The organism is Neotamlana laminarinivorans, from assembly GCF_020523925.1.
GTDB classification, from domain to species: Bacteria; Bacteroidota; Bacteroidia; order Flavobacteriales; family Flavobacteriaceae; genus Neotamlana; species Neotamlana laminarinivorans.
This window is the reverse complement of the sequence record NZ_JAJAPW010000003.1, coordinates 108,161-130,475: the sequence shown is the minus strand read 5'-3', so window position 1 is coordinate 130,475 and position 22,315 is coordinate 108,161. Positions and strand designations below refer to the sequence as shown.

Genomic DNA, 22,315 nt, shown 5'->3' with positions numbered 1-22,315 from the left:
ATTTTTATTTCGTTTTGTCGGTTTTTTAATTTTTAAACTCATACGTTAGAAAAAATTAAAATACTGATAAACATGACTTTAACCAAAAACAATATAATAAAATTAATACTTTCTTCAATTATAATTTTTGCAGTTTCATGTAACAAAGAGGAGATAGGCTTTAGTGAAAAAAACGATACTAACATATATATTATCCCAGAATATAATGAAACCTATAACGATTCTATTTTAAAAGCGGTATTACACGAAGAGCTAACTATATTAAACACTTCTTTTCTAAAAGATGCCACTACAAAATCTGATGGTGAAATGGAAATAGACAAATCCAACCCTAAAAAAGTTTATGTACATTATTTACCTTGGTTTCAATCGAAGGATTATGATGGTTATTGGGGGCAACATTGGACAATGACCAACAGAAACCCTGATAATTTAGACCAAAATGGTTTACAAGAAATAGCTTCATATTACAACCCTCTAATTGGTCCGTATTCATCATCAGATCCAGATTTACAAGAATACCATTTTTTATTAATGAAACTCTCTGGAATTGATGGTGTTATTTTTGATTGGTATGGCAGTAGAGATATACATGATTACGGGTTAATTAAACAAGCTACCGAAACTTTTATACCTAAACTTGAAAATGTTGGGTTAGATTTTTCAATAATGTATGAAGACAGAGTGGCTTATATTAATATAGATGGTAATGAAAGTACACCTGTTGAAAGGGCTAAAAAAGATTTTAATTACATAAAACAAGAATACTTTACCAGTTCAAATTATTTAGAATTTAACGGAAATAAAATAATAAGCGTTTTTGGTCCACATTATTTAACAAATGCACACGAATGGGGTGCTATTAACAGTGTTTTTAATACCTCAGATACACCTTCATTAATTTCTTTATGGGGTTTAAGTAATAATTTAGGAGGATATTTTAATGGTGAATTTTTATGGGTAGCTCCAGACCATTTAGCAGCTCAAGATTATTTTTATAATACTTATGCTAATACAAATGAAATAAACATTGGATCAACCTATCCTGGATTTAAAAGTTATTACGCCGAAGGTGGCTGGAGCGATGGTATTAATAATTGGGAATTACCAGAAAACAATGGATTAACCTTTATTGAAACTCTAAACAACTCTAGCTTAAAAAGCGCAGATTTTATACAATTAATTACTTGGAACGACTTTGGAGAAGGCACAATGCTGGAGCCTACAGCACAATTTGGTTATAAGTATTTAACTATGTTACAAGAATATACAGGATCTAAATTTGATGAAAATGATTTAGCTACGGCTACAAAATTATATAATGCAAGAAAAACATATAACAATAACCCACGAATTCAAAACATTTTGAACAATAGCTACATTTACATGAAACAATTAAAAATAAACCGAGTAAACAGAATTTTACAAGCTATTGATAGATATCACGAATCTATATAAAATACTATCCGTGACGCTCTCTAGCTAGCAAAGTGTTTTTTAACAACATGGCAATAGTCATTGGTCCAACACCACCAGGTACTGGAGTAATATAGCTAGCTTTTTTGCTAACGCTTTCAAAATGCACATCACCTGCAAGGCGGTAACCGTTCTTTTTGGTTTGGTCTGGTACACGAGTAATACCAACATCTATTACCACAACATCTTCTTTAACCATATCGCCAGTTAAAAACTCTGATATTCCTATTGCTGCTACAATAATATCCGCACCAAGTGTAATATCTTTTAAGTTTTTTGAACGACTATGAACCACTGTTACCGTAGCATCTCCTGCCTTTCGTTTTTGGCTCATTAAAATACTCATCGGGCGACCAACAATATGGCTACGCCCCATAACAACAACATTTTTACCCGATGTTTCTACTTGGTAACGTTCAAGCAATTCCATAATACCATATGGTGTTGCAGGTAAAAAGGTTGGTAAATCTAAAGCCATACGACCAACATTTGTAGGATGAAATCCATCTACATCTTTATCAGGATCTATGGCCATTAAAACTTTTTGCTCATCAATTTGATCAGGCAATGGTAATTGAACAATAAAGCCATCTATACCATCATCTTTATTTAATTTATTGATGGTTTCTAACAATTCTTCTTCCGAGGTATATTCGGGTAACTCAATAAGTGTTGATTTAAAACCTATTTTTTCGCAAGCTTTTACTTTAGCATTCACATAAGTCATACTAGCACCATCACTTCCTACTAAAACTGCAGCTAAATGTGGTACTTTTTCTCCTTTAGAAATCATTGCAGATACATGTTCTGCAATTTCATTTTTAATGTCGTTACTTACTTTTTTACCATCTAAGATTGTCATAAATTTTCTCGCAAAGGCGCAAAAGACGCCAAGTTTTATTTATTATTATATTTATGCTTCGACTGCGCTCAGCATGACACTTCTAACTTCAAACTTCTAACTTCTAACTTCTAACAAATTAACGCATATTCTTCATCATTTGCATCATCTTTTTGCCGCCACCGCCTTGCATCATTTTCATCATCTTACTCATTTGGTTAAATTGTTTCAATAACTGATTAACCTCTTGAACAGATGTTCCAGATCCTTTTGCAATACGCTTCTTTCTACTAGCATTTAATACTGAAGGTGTTGAGCGTTCGCCTGGAGTCATAGAATGTATAATAGCTTCAATACCTTTAAACGCATCATCATCTATATCTACATCTTTAAGCATTTTTCCAGCTCCGGGTATCATTCCCATAAGGTCTTTCATATTACCCATTTTTTTAATTTGCTGAATTTGCTTTAAGAAATCATCGAAACCAAATTGGTTTTTAGCTATTTTCTTTTGAAGTTTTCTTGCTTCTTGTTCATCAAACTGTTCTTGAGCTCTTTCTACAAGTGATACAACATCACCCATACCTAAAATACGATCGGCCATACGCGATGGATAGAAAACATCTATCGCTTCCATTTTCTCACCTGTACCAATAAATTTAATCGGTTTATTTACTACAGATTTAATAGAAATTGCTGCACCACCACGAGTATCACCATCTAATTTGGTAAGAATAACACCGTCGAAATTTAATACATCATTAAAGGCTTTAGCTGTATTAACAGCATCTTGTCCTGTCATAGAATCTACAACAAACAATGTTTCTTGAGGTTGAATAGCTTTATGAATGTTCGATATTTCGGTCATCATTGCTTCATCTACAGCTAAACGACCAGCGGTATCTATAATTACAACATTATGTCCGTTTGCTTTTGCATGTGCAATTGCTGCTTTCGAAATAGCCACCGGATCGTTATTTCCTCTATCGCTAAAAACCTCAACATCTATTTGATCTCCTACAACATGCAACTGATCTATCGCCGCAGGACGATATACATCACAAGCCACTAATAGTGGTTTTTTGGTTTTTTTATTTTTTAAATAATTAGCAAGTTTACCAGAAAAAGTGGTTTTACCCGAACCTTGTAAACCCGACATTAAAATTACACTTGGCGAGCCAGATAAGTTTATACCAGCCGCATCGCCACCCATAAGTTCGGTTAACTCATCCTTAACAATTTTCACCATTAATTGCCCTGGTTGAAGTGTTGTTAAAACATCTTGCCCAAGTGCTTTTTCTTTAACAGTATTAGTAAATTGTTTGGCTATTTTAAAGTTAACATCGGCATCAAGTAAGGCACGTCTAACTTCCTTTAAAGTCTCTGCTACATTAACCTCTGTTATACTTCCATGCCCTTTTAATACGTGTAAGGCTTTATCTAATTTATCGCTTAAATTATTAAACATAATGCTCTTTAAATTTTAAGAATTGCAAATTTAGTAATTTGATGTTTAATTTTTGATATTTCAACCCATAAAGTGAGCAAAAAGAATTCTTTTAAACTTTGTACATCATTGTATATCCGTATATAATTGATCGACCATTTAACACTTTTTTAAAAAAAATCAAGTTTTATTGTTCTAGTAACATCTATTTATAAATCATAGACGTATATTTAAGCAATTAATCCTCCCTCAACATATTTCATAAAATATAAACATTTTTGTTCCATATTTTTTAAAGCCTTATAATATAACATAACCGAAAATTATTTTTTATGGCGTCATTAAATCCGCTTACAAGTAATTTAGACCAACGAAAAGCTAAACATCTACTTAGGCGAGCTACTTTTAATTTTTCAAAAAACCAACTAAATAGTTTTATTGGGTTAACACCAGAAAGTGCTGTTAATAGTTTATTTACACCTACTACTAACACTCTTGCTGAACCTTACGATCCGCTCCCTGCAGATGCACCAGATGGTTTTTGGACATCGGCAACTGCATTACCAAATTCTTTTGATAATCAACCCAGAAAGCGAGCTATAGTAACAGGATGGTGGTGGTATAATGCCATGAACGAAACAAGTTTAAAACACAAATTATCGTTTTTTCTGCACACCTGTTTTACCGTTGCCAAAGACGATGGCGCAGGAGCCGCAACGTATTATTATGACTATTTACGGTTACTTGATTTTTATGCTTTTGGTAGTATAAAAACTTTAGCTAAAAAAATGACCTTAGATAACGCCATGCTAGAGTATTTAGATAATACTAGAAACAACAAAAACAACCCTAACGAAAATTACGCCAGAGAATTTTTAGAATTATTTACAATTTTAGAAGGAGAACAAATTGGCGCAGGAAATTACACTAACTATACAGAAATAGACATACAACAAGCCGCAAAAGTACTTTCTGGTTATAAAAAACAAGAAGATAGGAGTATTATTGATGCTGAAACTGGCCTACCAACAGGCTATATAAATGAAGAACTTCACGATACCGATAATAAAACTTTTAGCGCTGCTTTTGGAGGCGCAACAATTACAGGCAGAGAAACACCTACTGATATTTTAGATGAATTAAGCGACTTTGTAGATATGGTTTTTTCGCAAGAAGAAACAGCTAAAGCATACTGCCGAAAATTATATAGATATTTTGTTAAGAGTAATTGGGATGAAGAAGTTGAAACCGATATTATTACTCCTCTGGCTCAAGAACTTATAAGTAACGACTATAATATTGAGCCCATTGTAAAAACCTTATTATGTAGCCAGCACTTTTATGATGCAGATGATACAGATTCTTCAGATGAAATTATTGGTAGCATTATAAAAAACCCTATGCAACACCTCTCTGAAATGTGCGCCATGTTTAATGTTACTTATCCTGACCCAAATACCGATGCCTTAAATTTTTATAACACGTTTTTTTACAGGTTTATACACAATGCCTATTTTTCGTATGCCGGTATGGGATTTTTTAGTCCAGAAGAAGTTGCTGGATATCCCGCTTATTACCAAGAACCACTTTACGACAGAAACTGGTTTTCGTCTAACACAATTATAGGTAGATACAGACTCGTGGAAAGCTTCATTGCTGGAGAAAATACCATTAGCAATGGTGATACTTATGCGCTACTCGATACCGTAAAATTTGTTGAAGATAATATTGTAAACGCCTCAGATCCAGTTTTACTCGTTACCGAAATTGCCGATTTATTATACCCCGAAGCTATAGACGAAGACAGAACAAACTACTTTAAAAGTTTTTTAGTAGAAGAAGGCTTTCCTGACTATTATTGGACAGGTACCTGGAACAACTACTTAAGTTCCAACGACAATGTAACCGTAAAAATACGCCTCGACGCCTTAATTACAGCTATGGTTAATGCTGCCGAATTTCAATTAATGTAAACTATGAACAGACGTAACTTTATAAAACTTTCGGCAACTGCTTCTGTTATGGGCTTAACACCTATACAGCTTCAAGCCGCTTTAAAAACGTTTACTCCTTATTTAGAATGTCCCGATATTTCTAACCGTAAACTTATTTTAATAAACTTAGCAGGTGGTAATGATGGCCTAAACACTGTTGTTCCTTTAAACCAATACGATCTTTACAGCAACTTACGCCCCACTATAAAAGTACCTATTTCTGGAAGCAACAAATACTTAACCCTAGATAGCACATTGCCAGACAACCAACAAATTGGGCTTAACCCTGCTTTAACCGGCATGAAAAGCTTATACGATAAAGGTTGGCTTCGTGTTTTACAATCGGTTGGCTATCCTTCGCAAAATCGCGGACATTTCACTTCAACCGATTTATATTTATCAGGAAACGACGGTAATAGCTTATTAAACGGTGCAGAAACAGGCTGGATGGGACGTTTCATGGAACTGTATTATTCCGATTTAATTGTAGAATCATATCCGTTAGGCATTCAAATAGGCTCAAACAATACATCTTTAGGATTTCATGGGGAAGAAGCTCATGGCTTATCAATAAATTTAACACGACAAGATGCCGCAGGTTTTTATTCTGTTTTAAATGGTTTAGCAGGCGAGCCACCGTTAAATTTTCCAGATTCAGATTATGGCGATCAACTTCGCTTTTTAACAGATACAGATTCTTTAACCAACACATACGCCCAGTATATTTCTGCCGCTTTTGAAAAAGGTGAAAACACCGTAACATACCCAGATACCGATTTATCAAATCAACTAAAAACTGTAGCTCGCTTAATTAGTGGCGATTTAGGTACTAAAATTTACTTAGTTCGTATTTCTGGTTTTGATACGCACGACGCTCAAGTTGAAGACCTTGGCGGTGTTAATGGCTCACACTACAACTTATTATCTAATTTATCTGAAAGTGTTGAAGCCTTTATTACAGATTTAGATCGACAAAACCTATCGGAAGATGTAGTTGGTTTAACTTTCTCAGAATTTGGAAGAAAAGCTAAAGAAAACGGTAACATGGGAACCGACCATGGTGAAATTGCACCAATGTTTGTTTTTGGTAAAGCTGTTGAAGGTGGCGTATCTGGTGAAAACCCAGATTTAACTGAAGCTACTAGCTACAACAACTACCAATTAAAAACCGTACAATTTGATTATAGACAAACGTTTGCTACGCTACTTCAAAATTTTATCGGGGCAGATAATTCTATAATTGATGCCACATTTTTTAATCATACACTTAACGAAAGCTTCAATAATTTAAAAGTAGAAAACTTAATAAAAAGCGCCTACGATGTTACAACAGGCTGTGTTCCTATAACCAACAATCCTTTAGGAGAAGATAAATTATGGTTGGTTTACCCAAACCCCTTCAGAACCACTGTTAATATTTCTGGCGTTAATGTTGTTGAAAGCATTTCATATAGAATTTATAGCGCCTCTGGTGTGCTATTAATTGAAAGTACTGATTTAGTAGATGAAGGCAAAGTAACCCTAAATTTATCTCAATTTAGTGCCGGTATTTATTTTTTCGTTATTCTATCTGGCGATAAAAAAGAAGTACATAAAGTGATAAAAGTATAACCATGAAGCACATGAATTTTTTAAAAGTTTCTTTCTTGGCTATAGTATTATGCTTCTGTATGGTTTCATGCAATAAAAACCAACCAGAATATGATATTACAAGTGAACCATCAACACCTGTAGAATATAAATGGTGGATTTTGACTCATAAAAACTATCAAAAACCAGGTATTTATTTATATGATGAAGAAACCGGTTTAATAGAATTAGAAATTAGCTTACCAGACGATTTACAATCGCCACACGCCCTTGCTTTTGACGGAGAATATTTATGGGTTGGCGGAAACGGAGAAAACGAATCAATGTACCAAATAAACCCTGAAACTGGCGAAGTGGTTAACACCATTACTAATATTATTACTGAAGGTATTGCAATTAAAGATGATTACATTTACTACTCCAACCTAAATACCATTAATATTATTACAAAAAACGGTAATTTTGTTGATGCTATAGAAACAGAAAATACAGCATTAAATATTTCTGACATTGCCATAAGTGAAAGTAACTTATATTATTTGCGTTATTCTGAAACCGAACCCGTTGTAAAATTAAACTTAGACTCTTTTTCTGAGACTCCAATAACAGGCTTAACAACTTCTGGAACATATTGTTTAGCTTATTTTGATTATGAACTTATTACAATTTCTGCGCTAAACGAAATAAACCATAATAGCATACAAACAGGAGAAATTTTAAGCAGCACCCCAACAGTATTTGAAGGTTGGATAACAGCCATAACACCTCATATTATAACAGAAAATTAGTTAAAATCAAATACTACATACGCTCAGGCACATTTATTCCTAATAAGCTAAAGGCATTTTTTATGGTATTGGCTACAACATAGGATAATTGTACTCTAAATACTTTTTCTTGCTCATTATCTGCACCAAGAATTGACACATTTTGATAAAATGAATTAAACTCTTTTACCAAATCGTAGGTATAATTTGCAACCAAAGCGGGACTATGGCTTTGTGCAGCATTTTGCACTACTTCTGGAAATAACTGTATTTGTTTTAAAAGCTCTTTTTCTTTTGAATGCAGGACAATAGACGCATCCACCTCTTTAGATTCCTTTAAATCAGCTTTTCGCAAAATAGATTGAATTCTTGCATAAGTATATTGAATAAAAGGCCCTGTGTTACCTTGAAAATCGATAGACTCTTTCGGATCGAATAATATGCGTTTTTTAGGATCGACTTTTAATATGTAATATTTTAAAGCGCCTAAACCAATGGTTTTATAAAGTTCTTTTTTCTCGGCTTCAGAATACCCATCTAGCTTTCCTAACTCTTCCGAAATTTCTTCGGCCGTAGTTGCCATATCCACTATTAAATCATCTGCATCAACAACAGTACCTTCGCGGCTTTTCATTTTTCCGCTAGGTAAATCTACCATACCATAACTTAAATGATATAAATTTTCGGCCCAATCGAACCCTAATTTTTTCAGAATTAAAAACAATACCTGAAAGTGATAATCTTGCTCGTTACCAACGGTGTAAACCATACCGCCAACATCTGGATAATCCTTTACTCGTTGTATAGCCGTACCAATATCTTGAGTCATGTAAACAGCAGTACCATCGGCTCGCTGTACAATTTTTTCATCTAAACCATCTTCGGTTAAATCACACCAAACAGAACCGTCTTCTTTTTTATAAAAAACACCTGTTTTTAAACCTTCGGCAACAAACTCTTTTCCTAATAAATAGGTATTGCTTTCGTAATAAAGCGTATCGAAATCTACACCTAAATTGTTATATGTTTGGTTAAACCCGTCGTAAACCCAATTGTTCATTTTTTGCCAAAGCGCAACCACTTCATCATCGCCAGCTTCCCATTTACGCAACATGTCTTGAGCTTCTAATAAAATTGGAGCTGTTGCTTTTGCTTCCTTTTCATCGGTACCAGAATTAATAAGGTTTTGTATTTCCTTTTTGTATTCTTGGTCGAACTTCACATAATAATTACCAACTAACTTATCTCCTTTTAAGCCTGTACTTTCTGGTGTTTCGTTGTTACCAAAACGCTTCCAAGCCAACATACTTTTACAAATATGTATACCACGGTCGTTAATAATTTGAGTTTTATAAACTTTTTTACCCGAAGCCTTTAAAATTTCGGCAACACTGTAGCCTAATAAGTTGTTTCGAATGTGTCCTAAATGTAAAGGCTTATTTGTGTTTGGTGAAGAATACTCTACCATAACAGCTTTTTCATTAGCCCCAGGAGAAACAAAACCAAATTGGGTTTCGTCTTTTATTTTATTGAAAAAATCGATGTAATAACTTTCGTTTATTTCAATATTTAAAAACCCTTTTACAACATTGTATGCCTTTACATCATTAGCATTTTCAACTAAATAATCACCAATTGTTTCACCAATTTGTACTGGATTTCCTTTAACAAAACGTAACATAGGAAAAACTACAACAGTAATATCTCCAGCAAATTCTTTTCTGGTCGCTTGAAATTCTACAGTTTCAATATCAATACTATATTTAGCTTTTACAGCTTCTTTTACAAAATTTGTTAAGGTATCTTGAAGACTCATTGCAAAGTGTTTTTTAAGCTCGCAAATATAGTAAGTTTTTACGGTTTTTGTGTAGTAATACTTTTTTCATAAACTTAAAAAAAGCTCTTTTAAAAACCACGTTAAAATATAAGATTTTTACTGCAATTAACTTTTTAATAGAAAAAAACGATATTTTTTATATTATTTATACCAATAAATCAATTTAATACCTTTTTTAAAGCCACGGTTTTCATTTACATTTCATCGATGCTTTTTATCTAATATATTGACGTTAAAACGTAGAAATTAGATTTTAAGAGTTCAATTTTCATTTTTTTGTTATGTAATGCTATTATAATCCCACTAAATGTGGTCAACAATTAAAAAGATTAAAATTACAGCTTAAACGCATTTTTATTGTCCCTCAAATACTAATGCTAATAACCCATTATGAGTATAATGTAAGGGATAATTTTATGAGGAAAAAAGGTTTATTTTTTTTACTTTTTATCAGTTTTGTTGGATTCTCTCAATCTAAAGACAATGACATTGATAGTCTTGCTATTGAACTTGCTTTTCAAGAACAAGACTCATTAAAGGTTAAAACGTCTTTAAAACTAATAAAATCTTTATACGAAATTGGGTCGTACGATCGTGCATTGCAATATGTTATTGAGAGCGAAAAACTTTCGAACACCCTGAATTATAAAGATGCTCAAGCAAAAATTTCTTACTACAAATCTTTAATATACGATAAAAAAGGCGACTACATTAATGCCATTAGTGGTTTCTCGAAAAGCAAAGACTTATTTAAAGCTTTAAAAGATACCATAAACATAGCTAAGGTAAACAACAGTATTGGAGTTTTAGAAGTTAAAAAAGGCAACTACAATACAGGTATGCAACATACACTTGCAGCTATTAAAGAATTAGAAAGCACTAATTTAAATAACGAACTTAATATTGCATATACGAATTTAGGAAACTGCTACTATCAATTAAACGATACAGATAAGGCTATAAATTATTTTACTAAGGCTTTAAATATACAGAAACAATTAAATAACACAACAGACGAGGTTAGTACAAATTTTAAACTTGCGGAATTATATTCAATAAAAAAAGAACATAGAAAAACAATAGAGGTTTACGAAAACTTACTTGCTAATGAAGCTATAAACAAATCTGATTTAGCACATATATATCCAAAAATAGGTAGCGAATATTTGAAATTTAACGATTTTGAAAACGCAACTAAATATCTAGTAAAAGGTTATAATTACAATGTAAAAAATGAACGATCTGATGACTTTCTGGAGGTTTTAAATAGCCTAGGAGAGCTTAACATTAATAAAAAGCGCTTAAAAATAGCAGAAAAGCAACTTAAACAATCTGGCGCTTTAGCAAAAGAATTAAATAATGAAAAAGAACTTCTTAGACATTATTTATTAATGAAGAAATTAGATTCTATAAAAAAGCGCTTTGACAAAGCTTATTTATGGCAGCAAAAATACTATGAACTAAACACAAGTATATTAAAAAAACAGAACAAAATATCTAACGAATTAGTAACTGGCAATCTAAACATAGTTGAACACTCTAGTTTTGATAGCTTAATAAATGAAAAAGAAACCTCTGTAGTTGAAATTAAGCCTACAGAAAACGAAATAGAAAATAGAGAAAACTACAATAAACTTAAAATACTATTTTACGGTTTGTTAGCTGCATTAGCTATTGCATCTACCTTTTTAATATTAATGTATATAAAACGTAACAACTCTATTAAATATACACAGGAATTAGAAGAGAAAAACGTTAAAATAGAACTACAAAATCAAGCGTTTTTAGAGCAAACTAAACATTTAGAAAATGTTAATAATGTAAAAGACAAGCTTTTCTCAATTGTATCTCACGATTTAAAAGACTCCTTATCATCAATAACTGGATTTATTGAATTATTACGAGATGGCTCGTTATCAAGAGAAGAATTTGAGAATTTAATACCAGAACTCAGTGAGAATGCTAGTAATGCATCATTATTAATGTTTAACTTACTTAATTGGTCTAAATCTCAAATGCAATCTTTAGAACCAAAACCTACTCTTTTTGATATTCAAGAAGTTTTTGAAGAAAAAGTTAGAATTATTGAAACCAGATTAGAAAGCAAGGGCATAACTATTATTGATCATTCTTTAAGAGATTTTGTTTACGCCGATAGAAGCATGATTGAAATTGTTACACAAAACCTACTAGCCAATGCTTTAAAATTTAGCAAAACTGGTGATACCATTACGGTTGCTAACCATATAAGTAATGGTAGTTGTATTTTTAGTGTTAACGATACTGGTGTAGGCATATCCAAAAGCAATATTGACAAGCTTTTTAAAAGCAATACCTTTACAACTAATGGCACCAATAACGAAAAAGGAACCGGTTTAGGATTGTCTATTTGCAAAGAAATGGTTGAATTAAACAATGGAAAAATTTGGGTAGAAAGTACTTTAGGTGTAGGTAGTACTTTTTATGTTGAGCTCCCTAAAAGCAAACCTAAACGTTAATTATTATTTACCCTTTAGGCAAAAATACTTCTGCCATCATACAACGTGCACTCCCCCCTCCACAGGTTTCAACAATATTTAAATTTGAAAATAAAATTTTACAATGCTTTTCTATAATTTTTATTTGAAATGATGTTAACGCGCTGTAAGCAGACGCACTCATTACCAAATAGCGGTCATTATTTTCACCTTTAACCTGCAACATATTACCCGCAAATTGAGCAACTTGCTCTTCTGTAATATCTATAATTACCTTATTATCCTCTTTTAAACTTTTTATAACAGCTTTACGCTCTTTTTTATCATCAATGCTTCCTAAGCATATTATTGCAAAAGTTTCTGCAACGCACATCATTACATTAGTATGATAAATTGGTTTTCTTTTACTATCTACAGTTTGATAGGCCGTAAAAATAATTGGTGAGTATTCAAAATCCTCACAAAATTCTATAAACAAATCTTCGTCTGCTCTGGCTGATAGTGCACAATAAGCTTTTCTGTTTTTTCTGTCTAAAATTATACTTCCTGTACCTTCAAGAAAAATACCTTCGGTTTCGGCACTAGTATAATCTACAATATTGTTTATAACATAGCCTTTTTCTTCAATAGTTTCAAGAATATCTTCTCGTCGTTCTAACCTTCGGTTTTCAGCAAACATAGGATATAAAGCAACATCGCCATTTTCGTGAAAAGATACCCAGTTATTCGGAAAAATTGAGTCTGGTGTATCGGTTTGCTTATTATCATTTACTACAATTACATTAACGCCCACATTTTCAAGTTTTTTTACAAAATCATCAAATTCCTTTTGGGCTTCAGTATTAATATTATTAACAGATATAGATTCTTGAAAATAATTATTAACAACCGTTTGCTCATTTAATCGAAAATTTACAGGGCGCACCATTAAAATGGTATTTGTAGTTTGGTTCATTTTTTAAAAATTTGAAATGTAAAATTAAAGGAATTATATATAAGTTAAAACGTTATTTTAATTAGAATTTATCTGATGTAATTTGTATATTTAAATAATTAGTTGTTTGCTAATAATAAAAAAAAAGCTAAAACACGATTTCTCTCCCTTTTTAGTGTTTTCAACTTAATATAACCAATTCGTAACCACTCATGCAGCATTTTAAAAATATTGCTACATTTTATAAAGCTATAAATATAGAGCCACCAAAAAACACATATTTTGATGTTAGACGCTTTGAAGACAACATGACTAATTTAAGTAGTATACTTAATCCTGTAAAACATAACTTTTTTGGCATTTCATTAAAACTAGATGGAAACGGAAAAGCTATGTATGGGCCATTTACTAAATTACTTAATGATCCATCGATAATGGTTAACACACCGTTCCAAATTATATCTTGGGATATTACTTTAAACTGGAAAGGGTATTACATTATTTTTACAGAAGAGTTTATAGCTCAATCTAAACTTTTAAATTCTGTGATAAACGAATTTGACTACTTCAAACTAGATAAAGCTATACCTTTTGAAATCACTAAAAAAGAAGCATTAAAATTACTAAAAACTTTTGAGGATCTATATGAAGAAAATAACAACAAAACATTATATAGCACAGAAATAATAGAGTCTCAGCTTATTGTTTTACTAAATTTTGTAAAACGCTTATACACTAAACACATTAATTTAAATCAGGTTACCCATAATAGTAAAACAGAAACAAAAAGTTTATTAAAGTTTCAATCGTTGTTAAATTCTAGTTTTGAGAAAAGTAACACAAGTTATACCAACAACACACACTCACCTAGCTATTATGCAGAATTGTTAGCTATTCACCCCAACCATTTAAATGCCATAATAAAACAAACAACTGGTAAAACCACAAAATCTCTAATAAATAACCATATTATTAATTTAGCAAAATCTAGACTTATACAAACTACATTAAGCATAAAAGAAATAGCCTACGAATTACACTTTAAAACCCCGAATAGTTTTAGTAGTTTTTTTAAAAAATATACCAATTTAACCCCAAATACATATAGAAAAAAACATAGCCTTTAATTTTTATACTTTTCTATTTGAATTTCTGATTTTTAATTTGCTTTTTTTACTAATATTTGCTTATATTTAAGTTTAAACCTACAAAAAATACATTTTGTAGATATAAAATACATTTAATCGAATAAATATGATTTAAAAATTACAAACTAACCTACTTAACCTACTTACATGAATATCTTAAACAACGACCCAAAATACCGTTTAATACGTTCTTACTTTAAAGCCCTAGAAATAAATAATGCAGAAGCTATTAGCAATTTATTTAGTTCTACAGCAAAACTTACCCGACCAGATCAAACCTACAGTTATCCTTATGGAGTAATTGGAAGGGATAAAATCAAAAAATACTGGAGTAAACTATTCTCTGAATATAATTTTTCTGAATTTTCTATAAAAGAAATTGAAAAAGTTAACGAAGACAACAGTTTTGTTGTGCAACATACTGGCAAAATGAAATTATTAAATAAGCTTGGTGAAAATAAAATATTAAGCTTTTCAAGTTTTGTATTTAATGATCAAGGAAAAATTGAAAAATTTGTTGAAATATTTTATCCTCTGGTAAAAACAGAATTATAAAACAATTTGTGTTTTTATTTTTTTCTATCAATTACATAACTCACCATAAGTTTTAGTGAATTTTTAAAGTGAGACTCTGGGTAGGTTTCTAAAATTTGCAAAGCCTCATTTTGGAAAGCTTTCATTTTACTTATAGCATAATCTAAACCTCCATTATTTTTAACGTATGCTATAACTTCTTTTACGCGCTTAGTGTCTTTATTATAATTCTTCACCGAATTAATTAACCAATTTTTCTCTTTTTTTGGCGCTAGGTTTAAGGCGTAAATTAATGGCAAAGTCATTTTCTGTTCTTTAATATCTATACCTGTTGGTTTACCAATTTGTGTATCGCCATAATCAAACAAATCATCTTTAATTTGAAATGCCATACCTATAAGTTCTCCAAATTTACGCATACTTTCTATGTGATGAGAATTAGGCTTAACAGAAGCCGCCCCTAAGCTACAGCATGCAGCTATTAAAGTCGCCGTTTTTTGTCTTATAATCTCGTAGTAAACATCTTCTGTAATATCGAGTTTTCTGGCTTTTTCTATTTGAAGCAATTCACCTTCGCTCATTTCTCGAACGGCTACCGAAATTATTTTAAGCAAATCAAAATCATTATTATCTATAGAAAGTAACAAACCCTTAGACAATAAAAAATCACCAATTAAAACTGCTATTTTGTTTTTCCAGAGTGCATTAACAGAAAAAAAACCGCGCCTGCGGTTACTGTCATCAACAACATCGTCATGTACTAAAGTTGCTGTATGTATAAGTTCTATAACTGAAGCTCCACGGTATGTACGCTCACTAATTTCTCCGTTAGACACCATTTTAGCAACCAAAAACACAAACATAGGTCGCATTTGCTTGCCTTTTCTGTTTACAATATAATGCGTAATTCGGTTTAACAAAGCCACTTTACTCGACATGGATAGTTTAAACTTTTTCTCGAAAAGTTCCATTTCAAAAGCAATGGGCTGTTTTATTTGTTCTACTATTTTCAAACTATATGTTTAGTGATTTCAAATATAATTTAATAATTCAACTATAAAAATATTCCCGTTAATACGGGAATTACAAATTTTATAAATTGTTACAACGACACAAAACTTTTAACTTTTATTTGCCAATTGCCCACAAGCAGCATCAATGTCTTTACCTCGGCTACGTCTTACTGTAACGGTAATATGATTTTTTTCAAGTACATTTACATACATATCTATAGCAGAGGATTGTGCTTGTTGGAATTCGCCATCGTCAATTGGGTTATACTCAATGATATTTACCTTGCTTGGTGCAAACTTGCAAAATTCTACAAGCGCATCGGCATCTTTTCTTTTATCGTTTATGCCTTTCCAAACAACGTATTCATAGGTAATTCTGTTTTTTGTTTTTGCATACCAATATTGCAATGCCTCTCTTAAACTTGCTAATGGAAACGTAGCATTAAATGGCATTATGGATGTTCTCACCTCATCGATAGCTGAATGTAAGGAAACGGCAAGCTTAAATTTAACTTCGTCGTCGGCCATTTTTTTTATCATTTTAGGCACACCAGAGGTTGAAACTACTATTCGTTTGGGTGACATACCTAAACCTTCAGGTGATGTAATTTTATCGATGGCTTTAATTACATTATTGTAGTTCATGAGAGGTTCTCCCATTCCCATAAATACAATATTACTTAATGGCCTGTTATGATATAATCTACTTTCGTTATCTATGGCTACAACTTGATCGTAAATTTCGTCTGGATTTAAATTACGCATTCGTTTTAAGCGTGCGGTTGCACAAAACTTACAGTCTAAACTACAACCTACTTGACTTGATACACATGCGGTAGTTCTTGTTGGTGTGGGTATTAAAACCGATTCTACAATTAAATCGTCGTGCAAGCGTACAGCATTTTTAATGGTTCCATCGCTGCTGCGCTGCATTTGATCTACTTGAATATGATTGATTACAAAATTGTTTTCTAACATTTCGCGTGTTTCTTTAGATATGTTTGTCATATCCTCGAAACTGTGCGCAGATTTTTGCCAAAGCCATTCGTAAACTTGATTTCCACGAAAAGCTTTATCTCCTTGTTCTACAAAAAAATTACGCAGTTGCTCTTTTGTTAATGCGCGAATGTCTTTTTTACTTGTTGCCATACTGGATGCAAAAATACGGAATAGTACACGAAATGTGTTTCTTGAATTACAATTTATAAATTGAAGTTAGCCTTTGCATTAGGGATTGAGGTATTGTTGGAGCTCTTCCAATTTATAAAATTGGGAAGCGACTACTGAAAGCCCGACCGCGCCAAAAGCGTGGTAATGCTATAAGCTTAAAAAATAAAAAGCCTTGAATTAACCAAGGCTTTTTATTGAGTTATATGATTAACATGGCATCGCCGTAGCTATAAAACTTGTATTTTTCTTTTACAGCTTCTTCATAAGCACGTTTTACAAAATCATGTCCTGCAAATGCAGAAACCATCATTAACAACGTTGATTTTGGCGTATGAAAGTTTGTTACCATGCAGTTTGCTATACTAAAATCGTATGGTGGGAAAATGAATTTGTTTGTCCAACCTTCCATTTCGTTTAACATACCGCTTGACGATACAGAGCTTTCTACAGCTCTCATTACTGTTGTTCCTACGGCACAAACACGACGTTTTTCGTTTATACCACGGTTTACAATATCTACAGCTTTGCTGTCTATTGTAATTTCTTCACTATCCATTTTGTGCTTAGATAAATCTTCAACCTCAACTGGGTTAAAAGTACCTAAACCTACGTGTAATGTTACCTCTGCAAAATTTATTCCTTTAATTTCTAAACGCTTTAATAAATGTTTAGAGAAGTGTAAACCTGCTGTTGGTGCTGCTACAGCTCCTTCTTTTTTCGCGTAAATGGTTTGGTAACGATCTTCATCGTCTGGCTCTACATCTCTTTTTATGTATTTTGGTAATGGTGTTTCGCCTAATTCGTTAAGTTTTAAACGGAATTCCCTGTAAGACCCATCATATAAGAAACGTAATGTACGCCCACGAGAGGTTGTGTTATCTATAACTTCGGCTACTAATGTGTCGTCATCTCCAAAATATAGTTTATTACCTATGCGTATTTTACGTGCAGGATCTACTAAAACATCCCAAAGGCGTTGTTCTTCGTTTAATTCGCGAAGTAAAAACACTTCAATTCTTGCTCCTGTTTTTTCTTTATTTCCGTATAATCTTGCTGGAAATACTTTGGTGTTGTTAAGGATTAATACATCATCTTCATTAAAATAATCTATTAAATCTTTAAACATTTTATGCTCGATAGTTTGTTCTTTTCTGTTTAAAACCATTAAGCGTGATTCGTCTCTATTTTCTGCTGGATACTCAGCTAATAATTCGTTAGGTAAATCGAAACCAAAGTTTGATAATTTCATACGTGATATTTTATTTTATAACAAGGATTGCAAATATACAATCTGGAACAAGGGGTTGTCAAGTAATTAAGTAATTATTATTCAGATATTTTAAAACCAAGGGTTTTTAAATCGTCCCAGAATGTTGGATATGACTTTGATACAACCATGGCATCTTCAATCTCTACAGGCGATTTTAAAGCTATTGGCGCAAATGCCATAGCCATTCTATGATCGTTATATGTTGCTATTGAAACATGTTCTTTTATTTGCTTTGAAGCCTGTAAATGCAGAGATTTATCTGTTATTTCAACCTCGCCACCTAATTTTTCTATTTCGGTTTTAAGAGCTACTAACCTATCGGTTTCTTTTATTTTTAGGGTATGAAGCCCTGTTAAATTACAAGCTATACCTAAAGCGAAACAAGTTACCGCAATGGTTTGCGCAATATCTGGTGCATTTTTTAGGTCTAACTCTAAGGTTTCTAAAGTTTTTTCTTCTTTAGATAAGGTTAAACTGTTACCATTAAATACAGATTTAACACCAAAATGCTTATAAATATTGATTAAAGCAGAATCGCCTTGAAGCGAATTTTCTTTGTAAGATGAAATAGTAACTTGAGTTCCTACCTCGCTTAAAGCCACAATACTGAAGTAATAAGATGCTGATGACCAGTCTGACTCTACAACTAAATTAGTTTTTGTTGGTTTTTCTTTATTTGGTTTTACTGTAATAACATTACCAGTAAATGCTGTTTCAACGCCAATTTCCTCAAGTAAACTAAGCGTCATTTTTATATATGGAATTGATGTTATTTCGCCATCTAACGTTAGCTCTAAACCATTTTCTAGTTTTGAAGCGATTAACAATAATGCGGAAATGTACTGGCTACTTACGTTTGCCTTTAACGTTACTTTACTTTGCGTTAGTTTTTTTCCTTTTATTTTTATTGGCGGAAAACCTTCGTTTTCGACATAACTTATTTCTGCACCTAAATCTTGTAAAGCTTCAACCAAAATTTTAATAGGCCGCTCTTTCATCCGTTTTGATCCTGTTAAAACTGTTTCTCTACCTTCTTGTACAGAAAAATATGCTGTTAAAAAACGCATTGCAGTTCCAGCATGATGAATATCAACTACTTGTGATTCTGTGCTTAACGCATTCGTCATTAAGTTGCTATCATCTGAATTTGAAATATTATCTAGTTTTAAACTTGGATAAAGCGCCTGTAAAAGCAATAATCTGTTTGATTCACTTTTAGAACCTGTAATTTGTATTGAAGATTGTTTGGCTATTTGAGATTTATGAAGCTTTAGTTGCATTTTTCTTTTGTATTGTAATATTGAAAACGGCAAATTTACTCGATAATACAGAGGAATGCTAAGTAATTTTCTTTTTTTTAAATACTTAACAGATTTTTTACAAATGTTATAAAATATGGCAGCATTTTTTATTTGTTAGCCAATTTAGTCTCTAATATGCTTCGACTGCACTCAGCATAACATTGAATACATTTAATGTGTGTTTTAGGAATATTTGAAGATGAGATGCTGAAACGAGTTCAGCATGACACCTTCAAATATTTATTCTATTAAATTCGTAGTCTATACTATTTAAGCTTTTCGTTATTGTGATGACGATCGTGGTCACGTTTTCCTTTTTTATACATGCGCTTATCGAAAGCGGCTTGTAAATCTACACCTGTTTGATTCGCTAAACATAAGGTTACAAAAAGTACATCGGCAAGCTCTTCGCCTAAGTCTTTATTTTTATCGCTTTCTTTTTCGCTTTGTTCGCCGTAACGTCGCGCTATAATTCTTGCTACTTCACCTACTTCTTCGGTAAGTTGCGCCATATTTGTAAGTTCGTTAAAATAGCGAACACCGTGTTCTTTTATCCAGTTATCTACTTCTAATTGTGCGTTTTTGATATCCATTTAAGCTTTCTTTAAAACAATTTGTTCTGCTTCTTTTTTAATCATTTCATTAAAAAATTGCTTCAAAAATAAATATTTATCTGCACCTACAACAGCATTATTAATTTCAAAATCTACTAAAAGCTGTATTGCACTTGCTCCTATTTTTACATTATACTTAAAATGCCCTAAGTTATCTGGAATTTTAACATAAATAGGTGCAGGTGTAGTTTCTGCAACATAACCTTCTGGCAATTTAATACTAACATTGTATTTTTCTTGAAACGGAAAACCAAAATCTATAGGAAATTTGCGTTCGTCTAATTTAAATGGGTTTTCTTCTAAGCCTAAAAACATTAAAGGGCTTAAATACAATTTATCTCCAACACTACTTGCGGCTTCTTCAAACAACACATTGTATGCCTCTGCAACATAGCCCTCACTAACATCTGCATTTTTAGCTTCATAATTAGATATTTCGATGTTTTTTAAAGCTTTTTCTTTATTTGCAACATACACATCTATATCTTTATTTTTAAAGGACTCTCTAAATTGAAATGCTTTATGCTTAGTATATCTTGCACGAACTCCTCCGGTAAAAACTCCATCTTCAGACAGTTCTCCATTTAACATACATTGTTCGATTGCCAGTTCTGGCTGATTAATATTAATACTATTCCAAACCATGTTGTTGTTATCAATTAATATACCTTTCCAGTTATAATCTTTAATAGGCATAACATTAATATCGCTAAACTCGTTGGTGGCATCTAAAAAATATGTTTTTTCACCGTGTTTTACATGAGCTACAACATAATTTAAACGATCTACAGTTGGAAAAATTGGCAGTATATTTTCCTTAGTACTTATTACCAACGGATTTGCATTTAAACCAGCATAACGTAACATAGCTACTAAAGTTAAGTTTATATCGGCAGCATTACCTTTTTTTTCTTTTAAAGCTTTTCTAATACCATAGTAAAAATATTTACCATCCATATCGTTCCAGGTTAAATTATCTTTTACATACTGAAACACTGTTTTCATTTTATCTAACGGTTCTGTTTTGCCTGCTAACAAGCCATCTAATTCATCATTAAAAGATCCGCTTTTATCAAGTTTATTTTCATAATCATCTTCATTTCCAATAGTTTTGGCTACATCGCTCCATGTACTAGCATAGTGTCTATTAATAACACCAGGAATTTGAATAGAACGCAACTCGAACATAACACCCGCACGATAGTTTTCAATATTATCTACATAGCGTTCTTCTTTTAACGCAGGAACGTTATCTAACTTATAAACAATAGCATTAGTTTCGTTGTATGACTTTCCTGTTTTACCCCAAAAAGAGACAAAACCTTTTTTTGTTTCTTTAAAATTAAGACCCTCAGGTGTTCTAATTTCGGCTTCTAGTTTCTTTATTGGTATATCATACTGAAAAACAAATTCATCTATATTCCATATGAAAGGTGAGGTAATTTTATATTTATATTCTATAACACTACCCTCTTTTACATTAGGCATGGTAAATTTTACTTGATCGTAATTATAATTTATTTCTGTTTTAAAAATTTGATCTTTACTTAAACTCGTTTTCTCTACTTTACCATCTACCAAATTGAAGGTATAAGCTTTTAAACCAGAAACCACATCTTTTGTAGATCTGTTTTTAAATAAATCTATTTGATCGGTTGCTTTATCAAAACCTTCTTTATTATAAATTTTTACGCGCATTTGAATTTCTGTAACTAACTCAGAACTCGCTGTATTAAATGAAAAGTAGGTAATCTGATTTTTGTACAACACTACTGCATTTGCTGAAGGGTCTAGAGCATACGATGTTTCTTGTAACTCTTCTTTAGAAACTTTACCAAATTTAAAATCTTGAGCAAAGGTGGTTTGAGCTATAAAAATAGCTAAGAGGAAAATTTTTCTCAT

17 protein-coding genes are annotated in these 22,315 nt (G+C 32.0%); 7 read left to right on the top strand and 10 right to left on the bottom strand.

The features are described 5' to 3' along the window. Positions 1-72: 72 nt before the first annotated feature. Entirely contained in the window at positions 73-1,458 is a 1,386-nt protein-coding gene (locus LG649_RS07310; protein ID WP_226542835.1) for a glycoside hydrolase family 71/99-like protein, read from the top strand. Between the two features lie 4 nt (positions 1,459-1,462). Here the strand turns inward: LG649_RS07310 and folD are convergent, their stop codons facing one another. Both folD and ffh read right to left on the bottom strand, forming a co-directional pair. Next, positions 1,463-2,338, bottom strand: coding sequence for a bifunctional methylenetetrahydrofolate dehydrogenase/methenyltetrahydrofolate cyclohydrolase FolD (folD, locus tag LG649_RS07305; protein ID WP_226542833.1), 876 nt, complete (start codon positions 2,336-2,338; stop codon positions 1,463-1,465). Positions 2,339-2,456: 118 nt separating this feature from the next. After that, positions 2,457-3,785, bottom strand: a complete 1,329-nt coding sequence (gene ffh / locus LG649_RS07300) for a signal recognition particle protein (RefSeq protein ID WP_226542831.1) — start codon at positions 3,783-3,785, stop codon at positions 2,457-2,459. Between the two features lie 311 nt (positions 3,786-4,096). Here ffh and LG649_RS07295 point away from each other — a divergent pair, with 311 nt between their 5' ends. From LG649_RS07295 to LG649_RS07285, 3 genes are read left to right on the top strand one after another with little or no spacing between them, the layout of a single operon-like run. After that, positions 4,097-5,737, top strand: coding sequence for a DUF1800 family protein (locus LG649_RS07295; RefSeq protein ID WP_226542829.1), 1,641 nt, complete (start codon positions 4,097-4,099; stop codon positions 5,735-5,737). Between the two features lie 3 nt (positions 5,738-5,740). After that, positions 5,741-7,369: a DUF1501 domain-containing protein gene (locus LG649_RS07290; RefSeq protein WP_226542827.1), complete on the top strand. Its 1,629-nt coding sequence runs from the start codon at positions 5,741-5,743 to the stop codon at positions 7,367-7,369. 11 nt (positions 7,370-7,380) lie between these two features. Continuing rightward, positions 7,381-8,136 (top strand): NHL repeat-containing protein, encoded by a 756-nt coding sequence (locus tag LG649_RS07285; RefSeq protein WP_226542825.1) that lies wholly within the window; start codon positions 7,381-7,383, stop codon positions 8,134-8,136. Between the two features lie 13 nt (positions 8,137-8,149). On the opposite strand, the gene argS is transcribed toward LG649_RS07285, so the two are convergent. Continuing rightward, positions 8,150-9,931: an arginine--tRNA ligase gene (argS, locus tag LG649_RS07280; protein WP_226542823.1), complete on the bottom strand. Its 1,782-nt coding sequence runs from the start codon at positions 9,929-9,931 to the stop codon at positions 8,150-8,152. Positions 9,932-10,368: 437 nt separating this feature from the next. On the opposite strand from argS, the gene LG649_RS07275 reads away from it, so the two are divergent. After that, positions 10,369-12,450: a tetratricopeptide repeat-containing sensor histidine kinase gene (locus LG649_RS07275; protein WP_226542821.1), complete on the top strand. Its 2,082-nt coding sequence runs from the start codon at positions 10,369-10,371 to the stop codon at positions 12,448-12,450. A gap of 7 nt (positions 12,451-12,457) precedes the next feature. Here LG649_RS07275 and ctlX read toward each other — a convergent pair whose 3' ends face one another. Next, entirely contained in the window at positions 12,458-13,384 is a 927-nt protein-coding gene (gene ctlX / locus LG649_RS07270) for a citrulline utilization hydrolase CtlX (protein ID WP_226542819.1), read from the bottom strand. A 191-nt stretch (positions 13,385-13,575) separates the two neighbouring features. On the opposite strand from ctlX, the gene LG649_RS07265 reads away from it, so the two are divergent. Both LG649_RS07265 and LG649_RS07260 read left to right on the top strand, forming a co-directional pair. Continuing rightward, entirely contained in the window at positions 13,576-14,490 is a 915-nt protein-coding gene (locus LG649_RS07265) for a helix-turn-helix domain-containing protein (RefSeq protein WP_226542817.1), read from the top strand. 168 nt (positions 14,491-14,658) lie between these two features. Then, positions 14,659-15,066: a nuclear transport factor 2 family protein gene (locus LG649_RS07260; RefSeq protein ID WP_226542815.1), complete on the top strand. Its 408-nt coding sequence runs from the start codon at positions 14,659-14,661 to the stop codon at positions 15,064-15,066. A 14-nt stretch (positions 15,067-15,080) separates the two neighbouring features. On the opposite strand, the gene LG649_RS07255 is transcribed toward LG649_RS07260, so the two are convergent. From LG649_RS07255 to LG649_RS07230, 6 genes are all read right to left on the bottom strand, one after another. Then, on the bottom strand, positions 15,081-16,058 hold the full coding sequence (locus LG649_RS07255) for a polyprenyl synthetase family protein (RefSeq protein WP_226542813.1): 978 nt from the start codon (positions 16,056-16,058) through the stop codon (positions 15,081-15,083). Positions 16,059-16,166: 108 nt separating this feature from the next. Next, positions 16,167-17,207: a 23S rRNA (adenine(2503)-C(2))-methyltransferase RlmN gene (gene rlmN / locus LG649_RS07250; protein ID WP_226542811.1), complete on the bottom strand. Its 1,041-nt coding sequence runs from the start codon at positions 17,205-17,207 to the stop codon at positions 16,167-16,169. Positions 17,208-17,427: 220 nt separating this feature from the next. After that, entirely contained in the window at positions 17,428-18,477 is a 1,050-nt protein-coding gene (gene queA / locus LG649_RS07245; protein WP_226542809.1) for a tRNA preQ1(34) S-adenosylmethionine ribosyltransferase-isomerase QueA, read from the bottom strand. Positions 18,478-18,554: 77 nt separating this feature from the next. Next, positions 18,555-19,778 (bottom strand): 3-phosphoshikimate 1-carboxyvinyltransferase, encoded by a 1,224-nt coding sequence (locus LG649_RS07240; RefSeq protein ID WP_226542807.1) that lies wholly within the window; start codon positions 19,776-19,778, stop codon positions 18,555-18,557. 287 nt (positions 19,779-20,065) lie between these two features. Then, entirely contained in the window at positions 20,066-20,392 is a 327-nt protein-coding gene (locus LG649_RS07235; protein WP_226542805.1) for a nucleotide pyrophosphohydrolase, read from the bottom strand. Next, positions 20,393-22,315, bottom strand: a complete 1,923-nt coding sequence (locus tag LG649_RS07230; RefSeq protein ID WP_226542803.1) for a DUF3857 domain-containing protein — start codon at positions 22,313-22,315, stop codon at positions 20,393-20,395.